The organism is Sphingobacterium lactis, from assembly GCF_051951495.1.
GTDB lineage: Bacteria > Bacteroidota > Bacteroidia > Sphingobacteriales > Sphingobacteriaceae > Sphingobacterium > Sphingobacterium lactis_A.
On sequence record NZ_JBNHAS010000001.1, the window covers coordinates 1,086,924 to 1,099,457 of the forward strand.

At 37.3% G+C, this 12,534-nt stretch carries 12 protein-coding genes; 5 read left to right on the forward strand and 7 right to left on the reverse strand.

Going from position 1 to position 12,534, the window contains the following annotated elements:
• The first annotated feature begins 41 nt into the window (after positions 1 to 41).
• The 3 genes from topA to cmk are packed head-to-tail and all read left to right on the forward strand — an operon-like array spanning position 42 to position 3,501.
• On the forward strand, positions 42 to 2,396 hold the full coding sequence (gene topA / locus ACP6L2_RS04625; RefSeq protein ID WP_440508129.1) for a type I DNA topoisomerase: 2,355 nt from the start codon (positions 42 to 44) through the stop codon (positions 2,394 to 2,396).
• A 6-nt stretch (positions 2,397 to 2,402) separates the two neighbouring features.
• Positions 2,403 to 2,816: a hypothetical protein gene (locus tag ACP6L2_RS04630; protein WP_440508130.1), complete on the forward strand. Its 414-nt coding sequence runs from the start codon at positions 2,403 to 2,405 to the stop codon at positions 2,814 to 2,816.
• 1 nt (position 2,817) lies between these two features.
• Complete coding sequence (gene cmk / locus ACP6L2_RS04635) at positions 2,818 to 3,501, forward strand: (d)CMP kinase (protein WP_440508131.1); 684 nt, start codon at positions 2,818 to 2,820, stop codon at positions 3,499 to 3,501.
• Between the two features lie 48 nt (positions 3,502 to 3,549).
• Here cmk and ACP6L2_RS04640 read toward each other — a convergent pair whose 3' ends face one another.
• The 4 genes from ACP6L2_RS04640 to ACP6L2_RS04655 all read right to left on the reverse strand — a co-directional run bounded on the left by ACP6L2_RS04640 (position 3,550) and on the right by ACP6L2_RS04655 (position 6,782).
• Entirely contained in the window at positions 3,550 to 3,843 is a 294-nt protein-coding gene (locus tag ACP6L2_RS04640) for a hypothetical protein (protein WP_344674739.1), read from the reverse strand.
• 161 nt (positions 3,844 to 4,004) lie between these two features.
• A complete protein-coding gene (locus ACP6L2_RS04645) occupies positions 4,005 to 5,204 on the reverse strand; it encodes a pyridoxal phosphate-dependent aminotransferase (protein ID WP_440508132.1) in 1,200 nt (399 codons plus the stop codon).
• A gap of 122 nt (positions 5,205 to 5,326) precedes the next feature.
• On the reverse strand, positions 5,327 to 5,701 hold the full coding sequence (locus tag ACP6L2_RS04650) for a DUF1573 domain-containing protein (RefSeq protein ID WP_344674737.1): 375 nt from the start codon (positions 5,699 to 5,701) through the stop codon (positions 5,327 to 5,329).
• A 115-nt stretch (positions 5,702 to 5,816) separates the two neighbouring features.
• Positions 5,817 to 6,782: a KpsF/GutQ family sugar-phosphate isomerase gene (locus ACP6L2_RS04655; protein WP_440508133.1), complete on the reverse strand. Its 966-nt coding sequence runs from the start codon at positions 6,780 to 6,782 to the stop codon at positions 5,817 to 5,819.
• Between the two features lie 109 nt (positions 6,783 to 6,891).
• Here ACP6L2_RS04655 and recQ point away from each other — a divergent pair, with 109 nt between their 5' ends.
• Both recQ and kdsA read left to right on the forward strand, forming a co-directional pair.
• Positions 6,892 to 9,081, forward strand: coding sequence for a DNA helicase RecQ (recQ, locus tag ACP6L2_RS04660; protein ID WP_440508134.1), 2,190 nt, complete (start codon positions 6,892 to 6,894; stop codon positions 9,079 to 9,081).
• A 10-nt stretch (positions 9,082 to 9,091) separates the two neighbouring features.
• Positions 9,092 to 9,907, forward strand: coding sequence for a 3-deoxy-8-phosphooctulonate synthase (gene kdsA, locus ACP6L2_RS04665; RefSeq protein WP_344674733.1), 816 nt, complete (start codon positions 9,092 to 9,094; stop codon positions 9,905 to 9,907).
• Between the two features lie 127 nt (positions 9,908 to 10,034).
• Here the strand turns inward: kdsA and dnaJ are convergent, their stop codons facing one another.
• The 3 genes from dnaJ to ACP6L2_RS04680 form a co-directional block, all read right to left on the reverse strand.
• Positions 10,035 to 11,186, reverse strand: a complete 1,152-nt coding sequence (dnaJ, locus tag ACP6L2_RS04670) for a molecular chaperone DnaJ (protein ID WP_440508135.1) — start codon at positions 11,184 to 11,186, stop codon at positions 10,035 to 10,037.
• Between the two features lie 11 nt (positions 11,187 to 11,197).
• Complete coding sequence (locus ACP6L2_RS04675) at positions 11,198 to 11,719, reverse strand: nucleotide exchange factor GrpE (RefSeq protein ID WP_344674731.1); 522 nt, start codon at positions 11,717 to 11,719, stop codon at positions 11,198 to 11,200.
• Between the two features lie 128 nt (positions 11,720 to 11,847).
• Positions 11,848 to 12,531 carry a cell division ATP-binding protein FtsE gene (locus ACP6L2_RS04680; RefSeq protein ID WP_440508136.1) on the reverse strand — a complete coding sequence of 228 codons (684 nt, stop codon included), beginning with the start codon at positions 12,529 to 12,531 and terminating at the stop codon, positions 11,848 to 11,850.
• Positions 12,532 to 12,534: the final 3 nt, after the last annotated feature.

Here is a 12,534-nt window from a genome sequence, read left to right on the forward strand (position 1 = left end):
CCATTTTGAAATCGTTTTCTTTGCAAGAAATCTAAAAGTAAATGGCGAAAAATCTATTGATAGTTGAGTCTCCAGCGAAAGCAAAAACAATTGAGGGGTATTTAGGGAAAGATTTTTTAGTAAAATCAAGTTATGGTCATATTCGGGATCTTGTTAAGACCGATGATGCCATCGATACGGATAATAATTTCAAACAGAAATATGAGGTTCCTTCAGATAAGAAGGCAATCGTATCTGAGCTAAAAAAACTGGCTAAATCTGCAGAGACTGTTTGGTTAGCGTCCGATGAGGACCGCGAAGGAGAAGCCATTTCTTGGCATTTATATGAAACTTTAGGCTTGAAAGATGATAATACCAAAAGAATTGTCTTTCATGAAATTACAAAGCCAGCCATTCTAAAAGCGATAGAATCTCCTCGTAAAATAGATTTTAATTTAGTTAATGCGCAACAAGCACGTCGTGTATTGGATCGTTTAGTAGGTTTTGAATTATCCCCAGTATTGTGGCGTAAGGTTAAACCTTCTTTATCAGCAGGTCGAGTACAATCGGTAGCTGTACGTTTAATCGTAGAGCGCGAGCGTGAAATCAATAAGTTCTCTGCTGAAGCTAGTTTCAAAGTTGTAGCTATCTTTAAAACGGGCAAAGGAAAAGAGCAATTTAAAGCAGAGTTACCGAAGCGTTTTGCTTCTTTTGATGATGCCAAGAGCTTTTTAGCTGATTGTGCTTCTGCGGCTTTTACGGTAAATTCATTAGAGACTAAACCATCTAAACGTACGCCTTCAGCTCCTTTTACAACTTCCACCTTGCAACAAGAGGCAAGTAGAAAATTAGGTTTTTCTGTTGCTAGAACCATGCAGGTTGCTCAGCGTTTATATGAAGCTGGACGCATTACCTATATGCGTACCGACTCGGTGAACTTATCCGATACAGCTTTAAATGCTGCTCAAGAAGAAATTACCAAAGCATACGGTACTAAATACCATAAACAACGTCAGTACAGAACGAAAAGTGCTGGTGCTCAAGAAGCGCACGAGGCTATTCGTCCGACGTATTTTACAGAACATAGTATCGATGGTGATAACTCCGAAAGAAGATTATATGAGCTTATTTGGAAGCGTGCGATTGCTTCTCAAATGAGTGAAGCTGAATTTGAGAAAACCGTTGCAAATATTGAAGTATCAACACGTTCTGAAGAATTTGTTGCTACTGGTGAGGTGATGAAATTTGACGGTTTCCTAAAGGTATATTTTGAATCATCTGATGATGATACGGATGACCTAGAAGATGATTCAGCAGATAACAGCCTATTACCAGCATTGGCTAAAGGTCAAGTACTTGATCTAAAAACCATGCAAGCTACCGAGCGATTCTCAAGACCTCCAGCTCGCTTTACAGAGGCATCTCTAGTTAAGAAATTAGAGGAATTGGGGATAGGAAGACCTTCCACCTATGCACCTACCATATCTACCATTCAAAATCGTGGTTATGTGGTGAAAGAGGATCGTGATGGTAAAGAAAGACAATACCAGACGATTACTCTACAAGACGGTGAGATCAGTAATTTAACTAAAACAGAGATTACTGGTGCTGAACGTAGTAAAATGTTCCCTACAGATATCGGTGTATTAGTAAATGACTTCTTAGTTCAACACTTTAAAGGTATTGTAGATTATCACTTTACAGCTAAAGTAGAGAAGGAATTTGATGAGATTGCTCAAGGTTTCAAGGAATGGACAGATATGTTGTCTAATTTCTATGGCCCCTTCCATTCAGAAGTACAGAATACCATTGAGAATGCTGATCGTGCTACACACGAAAGAGAATTAGGGGTTGATCCTGTAAGTGGAAAACCAATTTCAGTACGTGTGGGACGATTTGGTCCATTAGTACAAATTGGTACGGCTGATGATGAGGAAAAACCACAATTTGCTTCCTTACGTAAAGGTCAAATGATCGAGACCATTACCTTAGAAGAGGCATTGGAATTATTCAAATTACCTAAGAAAGTAGGGGAATTTGAAGGAAAAGAAATGACAGTTGCAATTGGTCGATTTGGACCATATATCCGTCATAACAGTAGTTTTTATTCTTTACCAAAGGGATTGGATCCTTTAGATGTGGAAGAAGGTCAAGCTATTGAAATCATAGAAGAAAAACGTCAAAAAGATAAGGATAAAGTAATCCGTGTATTTGAAGAAAATGCGGAAGCTCGAATTGAGAATGGACGTTGGGGACCATTTGTTAGATTTGGTAAACAAAATCTGAAAATACCAAAAGGAACTGATGTTACTACCATTTCTTATGCTGATGTTATAAAATGGGCTGAAGAGGACAGTAAAGGTGCTGGAGCTAAAAAAGCAAAGGCTACTAAAACAACTAGAGCCAAAAAGAAATAGTACTTTATGAAAAAGGATCTCCCTTTAAATATTGTAGAGGATATCTCTATTGCCATTGTATTGGAAAATGAAACACCAACTGCAAAAGTATGGAATGTCTATTTGATTAATGAAAAGCCAGTGAGTATTCAAAATGTCTTGGTTTCCTCCAAAGGCTATGGAGAAAAGGATGGCAAGCAAGTCAAAACCACTACTTTGAGACATTTCATTGGGGATATGGAAGCACATTCTACTTCTAAAATTGAAGCAATAGATATACAGGTATTTGGATTAACTAATGAATATTGGTTGAGCTATTATATTGACGGTACGATTTACGATAAAAAATATATTTTCTTACCGGAAAGCATTGTTGATGAAAACCTTATAAAGATTCCTTTGGTTAACAAACCAGGAGTTATGATAGGAGGTACCAACTAAAATGAGCAAAAAGAATTTTGTCATTGCGATAGATGGCTTTTCTTCTTGTGGGAAAAGTACAGTTGCTAAAGCACTTGCTAAGCAGCTTAACTTTGTATTTGTTGATTCTGGTGCTATGTATCGGGCAGTTACGCTATATGTACAACGTCATAACATTGCATTGGAAGATGAAGATGCTATTCAAAAAGCCTTAGAAGAAATCCATATTGACTTTATACCAAATCCTGATAAAACCCAAATTCTATTGAATGGTGAAGATGTTTCTGATGCCATCAGAACTATGGAAGTATCAGATTACGTAAGCGAAGTAAGTGCCATTAAATCAGTTCGTAAAGCGATGGTGCATCAGCAACAACAATTGGGTAAGAAGCGTGATATTGTGATGGATGGCCGAGATATTGGAACAACTGTTTTCCCTGAGGCAGCATTGAAGATCTTTATGACTGCAAGTCCACAGATTCGTGCAGAAAGAAGATATGCGGAGTTAACAGCGAAAGGGGAATTAGTGACAATGGAAGAAGTGAAGGAGAATTTATCACATCGAGATCATATTGATAGTACTCGTGAGGAAAGTCCATTACGTCAAGCAGAAGATGCCATAGTGTTGGACAACAGTGATCTGAATCAAGAAGAGCAATTAGCTTTTGTATTGGATTTAGTGAAACAAAGGCTAAATAAAATTTAAACTAAACAACCGAAACATAAGAAAAGCCCTCCTAGGAGGGCTTTTCTATTATTTCATATTATCAATTTCTTGCTGTTCTCTCAGCTTGTCAATATTATTTTTACTTCCGAAATCATCGGTTTTCTCTTGAAATGAATTCAAGATCTCTAATATCGCTTCTGAGTTATCAGCCGTACGTTGATAGATTTCAGGGATCTTAGACTCGATAGTTTTATCGCCTAATTCAATATTATCGATTTCAACTTTCGCAATCTTTTCCAAAACAGCCTGCTGACTGTTTCTAATGTCTTCTAATTCCCTGGATATCTTCTCCATTAAATCGAATTTCTTTAACTTATCCATAAATTCTTTCTCATTAGTTTCTACATATATAACGCTGAAAGTCTTAAATTGTTGCAAGAATTTAATAAATCATTATAAATCAAGTTAATAAAACGCAAAAATAAAGGTCATATCCGTGGATATGACCTTTATTCTATAGCAATCTTGATAAGATTAAAGTACTAATTTGTTCTCCCTGGATAGACTTCCAATGCTTTTTCTAAGCATACTAATGCTTTTTTCAAATCGTCTTGATTTAAGACATATGCCAGACGAACTTCATTAGTTCCGGCACCTGGAGTAGAATAAAATCCTGTAGCAGGAGCCATCATGACCGTTTCGTTATTGTATTCAAATGATTCCAATATCCACTGACAGAATTTATCGGCATTATCAATTGGCAGTTTTGCAACCACATAGAATGCACCTCCCGGATTAGGACAGAATACTCCCGGTATGTTATTTAAGCCACTCACCAAAGTATCACGTCTAGCGGTATATTCTTTAGATACAGCCTCAAAATAACTATCTGGTGTATCAACTGCAGCTTCACCTGCGATCTGACCTTCCAAAGAAGGACTTAAACGCGCTTGAGCAAACTTTAATGCTGTTTGATACAATTCTTTGTTCTTGGTAATGATACATCCAATACGAGCACCACAAGCAGAATATCGCTTTGATACTGTATCGAAGATAACCACGTTTTGCTCTAATCCTTCTAATTGGATAGGGGAAATGAATTCTTTACCATCATAACAGAACTCACGATAAGCCTCATCTGAGAACAAATAAAGATCATATTTCAAACACAATTCACGTAAGGCTTCTAGTTCTTCACGAGAATATAAATAACCCGTTGGGTTATTCGGGTTACAAATAGCAATTGCTTTCGTTTTATCGGTAATTACCTTTTCAAATTCAGCGATACTAGGTAAAGCGAATCCATTGTCAATATAAGACATGATAGGTTTAACCACGATATCCGCAGAACAAGCAAATCCATTGTAATTTGCGTAGAAAGGTTCTGGAATGATGACTTCTTCACCTGGATTTAAACAAGCTTGCATAGCTATCGTAATAGCTTCAGAACCACCATTGGTAACTAGAATATCATTGGTGGTAATATTATAATTGATTTTATTATAATACTCAGCCAACTTAGTACGATAGGACAAAGTACCTTCTGATGGGGTATAAGCCCACACTTTAAAGTCGATATTCTTCAGGGCATTTAACATTCCTTCAGGAGTCTCGATATCTGGTTGTCCGATGTTTAAATGGTAGATTTTCTTTCCTTCACGTTTTGCCTGATCAGCAAATGGAGTTAGTTTTCTAATAGGTGATGCAGGCATATTGATGCCTTTCTGAGAAATTCTTGGCATTATTAAAATATTACTATTTAGTTTTATCAAAAATACAAATATTCTGACAAGCAAGCTAACAATAAAAGCCATTCTTATGCAGAATGGCTTTTATTTTCCTAATTATTGCTATTTACAACTCCTTATTCAACAATACCTTTGATGGTCAATGTTTTCACTGGAGTTTTAGTATTCGATTTTACGACGAATGTTTTGGTAAATGGACCAGATGCTGCCGCATTATAAGTTACTTTGATAGATCCTGACTCGCCTTTTTTCACTGGAACTTTTGTGAATTCCGCAACGGAACAACCACAAGTAGGTGTTACATCGTGAATAATGATGGCGTCAGAGCCAGAATTAGTAAAGGTGAACTCGAAAGAAGCATCCTTATTCAATGGAATTTTCCCAAAGTCATGCGTCTCTTTATCAAATTTAAATTCCGGTGTCAACAAGGTCATCGCTGTTAAACTGATAAACGCAATCAGCACTGCACCCAAACTCGCTATTTTTCTCATTGTTTCTGTTTTTTAGTATTTTGTTGATTCAATCAAATCTAAGACCAATTTTATAAACTATTTGATATAAATAAAACTTATTGGTTTAAATCAACAACATTTTTACAATATACAATTAAATAATTCCCTCTTTCAGAATATCCTGTATATGTATTATTCCAGCATAAACGCCCTCATCTACAACAACCAATTGGGATATGCTATTCTGACGCATTTCATGTAAAGCATTGACTGCTAACTCTGTCTTTTCAATCGTCTTTGGATTTTTAGACATAATGTCAATCGCCTTCAATTCAGATACATCCTCATGTTTCTCCAACATCCTACGAATATCACCATCGGTAATTATTCCTAGAATATTTCCATCTTGTTCCACAACTGTAGCACCTAGGCGGAATTTAGTGATAGAAATGAGTACATTCCGAACATTCGAATCTGCTTGAACCTGAGGCAATCCACGTTGATCCGATAAATCACCAACTTTTAGGTAAAGTTGTTTTCCTAATGCACCTCCAGGATGATATTTAGCAAAATCTTGATCAGAAAACTGTCTTTTCGTTTGTAAACAAACGGCTAATGCGTCTCCCATTGCCAATTGAACAGTTGTACTTGTCGTAGGCGCCAAGTTATTTGGACATGCTTCCCGCGTTATCGTAGTATCTAAGATGTAATCAGCTTGATCTGCTAAGTAGGAGCTATTGTTACCAACAATGGCCACCAAGGTATTTCCTGTTTGTTTTAAGAATGGGATCAACACTTTAATCTCCGGAGTATTTCCACTTTTGGAGATAGCAATGATTAAATCATGCTCTTGAATAATTCCTAAATCGCCATGAATCGCATCTGCTGCATGCATGAAAATAGAGGGAGTACCTGTTGAATTAAGTGTTGCAACAATCTTTTGAGCAATGATTGCACTTTTTCCAATTCCTGTAATGATAACCCGACCTTTTAAAGTTAAGATAGACTCAACCACCTTAACGAAGTCATCATCAATTTTTTCTGATAATGCCAAGACATTCGAAGCCTCCAATTCAAAGGTTTCCTTTGCAAGCATTTTTATATCGATGTTGTTTTTCACGTAATATTTCCGTAGTTTTATATATTAAAAAATGAACGAACGTTACAAAAATACATTATTTGAAACGTTTTATTATTACGCTTAACACATCTATTTATTTGCCCTGTCAATGGAAATAGAAAAATCACTTTTCGATAATCTACAAGACTTTTTCGGATTCGATACGTTTAAGGGTGATCAAGAAGCAATCATCACCAACGTCTTAAACAAGAAAGACACCTTTGTTATCATGCCAACAGGTGGAGGAAAGTCCATTTGTTACCAACTTCCAGCATTAATGAGCGATGGTACTGCCATTGTCATTTCTCCTTTGATTGCTCTTATGAAAAATCAAGTGGATCAACTACGTGCTTTTGGGGGTAGGGATAGCATTGCTCATTTCTTAAACTCGTCCTTAACCAAAGGAGAGATCCAACGTGTGAAACAAGATGTTACAGAAGGTAAAACAAAATTACTTTATGTAGCACCTGAATCACTTGCTAAAGAGGAGAATGTCAATTTCTTAAAAAGTATTACCGTATCCTTTGTCGCTGTAGATGAGGCGCACTGTATTTCGGAATGGGGACATGATTTCCGCCCAGAATACCGTAAAATCCGCCAAGTAATCAATGAGGTGGGACCTGAGATCCCAATTATTGCATTAACTGCAACTGCTACGCCAAAGGTACAATCGGATATCCGTAAGAATTTACAGATGAACAATGCTGCTTTATTCAAATCATCTTTCAACAGGACTAACTTATATTACGAGGTTAGGACCAAACAGGATGTGATAAAAGAGATTGTTCGCTTTATCAAGAGCAATTCAGGTAAAGCTGGTATTGTTTACTGCTTAAGCCGTAAGAAGGTAGAGGAAATCGCTGAAGTCTTGAACATCAATGGCATTAAGGCTTTACCGTATCATGCTGGCCTAGATGCTAAAACACGTGCAGAAACACAGGATAAATTCTTAATGGAAGAGATTGAAGTCATTGTTGCTACGATTGCTTTCGGTATGGGAATTGACAAACCTGATGTTCGTTATGTTATCCACCATGATATCCCTAAATCTATGGAAGGCTATTATCAGGAAACTGGTAGAGCAGGCCGTGATGGGGGTGAAGGCTACTGTTTGGCTTTCTACTCAGAAAAAGACGTAGAAAAGCTAACCAAGTTTATGAAGGATAAACCGGTATCTGAGAAAGAAATCGGCACCCAAATATTAAAGGAAGTTATCGATTATTCAGAGTCGGCAGTTTGTAGAAGAAAACAAATTTTACATTATTTCGGTGAGAAGTTTGACGAAACAGGCTGTAATAACATGTGTGATAACTGCCGTGCAAAGAAAACTTATTTCGATGCCGAAGAAAATATTCTAAAGGTATTGAACTTCATTAAGGAACAAGGTGATAAGTTTGATGATCAGCACATTATCAATGTGATGATTGGTCAAAACAACCAGCCTATATCTTCTTACAAACACGATAGCCATCCTTTATTTGGTTCTGGAAAGGATCTAGGTGTCAATTATTGGAATTCCTTGATTCGTCAAGCGGAATTAGCGGATTTCGTTAAAAAGGATATTGATCATTACGGCTTATTACAACTTACGGAAGGTGGCAAGAAATACATTGCCAATCCTTATGCCATAAAGTTTCTATTAAACAGACCGATGGAGGCTTCCAAATCAGATTCAGGAGATGAGCCTTCAGGTTCTTCTGGAGCATTGGATACGGAGCTGTTAAAGATGCTTAAGGAACTTCGTAAGAAATTAGCGAAACAACGCTCATTACCTCCATTTGTTATTTTCCAAGACCCTTCTCTTGATGAAATGTGTACTCACTATCCGATTACTCAAGAGGAATTAAAGAAAATTCAAGGTGTTGGTTCTGGGAAGGCCATGAAATTCGGTGGACCTTTCTTAGAAATGATTAAGAATTATGTGGAAGAGAATGATATTGACCGTCCACAAGATTTAGTGATTAAAAGCACAGCTAATAAATCAGCTTTAAAGGTTTCCATCATTCAGAATATCGACCGTAAAATCAGCTTAGAAGATATTGCATCTTCCAAAGGAATATCTTACGAGGATTTATTGAAAGAAGTGGAGTCTATTGTCAATTCCGGTACGAAGCTTAATATTGGTTATTTTGTAGATGAAATGATTGATCAAGATCGTCAGGATGAAGTATATGATTACTTTAAATCTGCTGAATGCGATGGTATCGATGTTGCTTTAGATGAATTAGGCGAAGAAGATTATTCCTTTGAAGATATTCAGCTGATGCGCATTAAATTTATGTCAGAATTAGGAAATTAAACACATTTATATGATTAATACATATTTGCCATCGATTAAAAATGGCAATTCATCTGCCTTTTTCTTAATGGCAGGTCCTTGTGCTATCGAAGGCGAAGAAATTGCACTTAGAATAGCAGAACGCATTGTTACTATTACAGACAAATTAAATATCCCATACATCTTTAAGGGTTCTTACCGCAAGGCTAATCGTTCTCGTGTTGATTCATTTACAGGAATTGGTGATGAGAAAGCCTTAAAAATCTTGGAAAAAGTAGGGAAGACTTTTGGAGTACCTACGGTTACCGATATCCACGAAAGCCATGAAGCAGCTATGGCTGCTGCTTATGTGGATGTATTACAAATCCCGGCATTCTTATGTCGTCAAACGGAACTCTTGGTAGCAGCAGCTGAAACAAATAAAGTAGTAAACATCAAGAAAGGGCAATTCCTTTCTGCAGAGTCTATGATTTTTGCTGTGGACAAAGTACGTGATTCAGGAAATGATAAAGTATTCTTAACGGATCGTGGAAATACTTTTGGTTACCAAGACCTAATCGTAGATTATCGCGGTTTACCTGTTATGAAATCTTTTGGTGTACCTACGGTTATGGATTGTACGCACTCCTTACAGCAACCTAACCAAACATCAGGTGTTACAGGTGGAAAACCGGAATTAATCGGAACAATTGCTAAAGCAGCAATTGCAGTAGGAGCAGATGGTTTATTTATTGAAACACATCCCGACCCAGCAAATGCCAAGTCAGATGGTGCTAATATGCTTCACCTTGACCGTTTAGAAGACTTATTGACGCAATTAATTCGAATCCGCGAAGCTATTTTGTAGAATAGAATAGCAAATACGACGTATAGCTATCCGTATTTATAACATAAAAAAAGGAGATTTATAAAAATCTCCTTTTTTTATCCTTGAAGGATTGTATTGATTAAATAAACAAATTGATAAACAATTTTTATTCGAAGTATTCCTTGATACGTTCAAAGAATGATTTCTCACTTTTCCCTGGTTGAGGTTTAAAGTTTGCTGAATTCTTTAGTTTTTCCAACAACTCTTTTTCCTCTTTATTTACGGTTTTAGGCGTCCATACATTCACGTAGACCAATTGATCGCCTTTATGGTAAGAATTCACTTCAGGTAATCCTTTACCTTTTAACCGAAGGATTTTTCCGCCTTGCGTTCCTGGATCTATTTTAATCTTTGCTTTACCATCGATGGTTGGAATTTCTACACTAGTACCCAAAGCTGCATCTGCAAAATTGATATACAAGTCATAAATCACATTGATACCATCACGTTTTAAAGTCTCATGCGGAACTTCTTCCACAAGAATAATCAAATCACCAGGGATACCACCACGAGGAGCAGCATTACCTTTTCCAGTCATGGAAAGTTGCATACCTTCACTAACTCCAGCAGGGATATTGATACTGATGGTTTCTTCGCCACGCTCTAGACCTTCACCTTTACAGGTAGTACACTTTGCTGTGATTTCCACACCTTCACCATTACAGGTAGGACAGGTGCTTGTAGTTTGCATTTGACCAAGAATAGTATTGGTAACACGTCTTACCGAACCGCTACCACCACAGGTATTACAAGTATGGTACGAGCTTTTATCTTTTGCTCCTGTACCACTACAGGTATGACAAACTACTTGTTTGTTTACTTTTACTTTCTTTTCAACACCATTGGCAATTTCCTCCAGTGTCAATTTCACTTTAATGCGCAGGTTGGTTCCACGTTGCACACGGCGTCCTCCGCGAGAACCACCGCCGCCACCACCAAAGAAACTCTCAAATGGATTTCCACCACCAAAGATATCACCGAATTGGCTGAATATGTCTTCCATATTCATGCCGCCGCCACCATAACCTGAAGCCGAATTACCAGCATGACCAAATTGGTCATAACGTCTCCGCTTCTCAACGTTGCTTAGTACTTCATAGGCTTCGGCAGCTTCTTTAAACTTGTCTTCAGCTTCCTTATCACCTGGGTTCTTATCCGGGTGAAATTTTATCGCAAGCTTACGATATGCCGTTTTAATTTCAGTTACTTCTGCAGTCCGTTGGACTCCAAGCACATCATAATAATCTCTCTTTGACATTTTTTATATTCTTATTGTCCTACTACAACCTTTGCATAACGGATTACGCTATCATTTAAAAGGTATCCTTTTTCGATAACATCAATTACTTTATCCTTCATGTCTGGTGTAGGTGAGGGGATAGAAGTAATGGCCTCTTGATATTCTGCATCAAATGGTTTGCCCAATACATCCATTTCTTTAACACCCAATTGTTCCATGGTCTTGCGGAATTTGTTGTTTACCAATTCCACACCTTGTTTTATAGCATCTCCATCAGAGATGTCTTTCATATGGCCTAATGCACGATCAAAATCATCCATTACAGGAAGTAATTTTACAATTACATCTTTTCCTGCAGATTGCATAAGCTCTAATTTTTCTTTGGAAGTACGTTTCTTGTAGTTGTCAAATTCAGCTACTAAACGCGTATAGCGGTCGTTAGATTCCGCTAATTTTTGGTTTAAGTCATCAGCCTCCGCTGCTGTATTCTCCACATTCTCCTCGAATTGATTCAATTCTTGATCTTGAGTATTTTCGTTTTCGTTCATCATCAGCTAAGAAAGTTAAATGTTAATTGCCTGTCATCAATTATACTGCCAACGCAAAAAATCCGACATGCTGTCAGTCTGTTTTGAAGTCTACTGGCAAGAATGTCGGATTTAATCGTGGTTGTCAGTCCTTAAATACTTACATTGTCATGTAAGGATCCATCTGCTGTACGCAGAATACGGGCTGGCATATTTCTAATAATTTGGTAATCGTGTGTTGCCATTAATACGGCTGTTCCAGAGGATGCAATATCACGAAGTAATAATACAATTTCCTCTGATGTAGCAGGGTCTAAGTTCCCTGTTGGCTCATCCGCTAATATAATCTCTGGGTTATTCAATAGGGCACGGGCAATAACAACACGCTGTTGCTCACCACCGGATAACTCATGAGGCATCTTCTTCAATTTTGAACGAAGACCTACCTTTTCCAGTACATCTAGAATGCGGTTCTCAATTAAACCTTTTTCTTTCCAACCTGTAGCCTTAAGCGCAAATTCCAGGTTCTTTTCAACGGTACGGTCATTTAACAAATGGAAATCTTGAAATACAATTCCCAATTTACGACGTAAATAAGGAACATCATTCTCATGCAACTTCCTAAGATCGAAACCAGCAATCATACCTTCACCATTAGCGATGTAAAGGTCTCCATAAATAATCTTTAATAAACTACTCTTTCCAGATCCAGATTGCCCGATCAAGTATAGGAATTCACCTTGTGCGATATCCAAGTTTACATTGGATAGTACCAAGTGTTTTTGTTGATAGATATCGACATTTTTTAATCGGATAACCGTATTTGTTTCTCTCATACT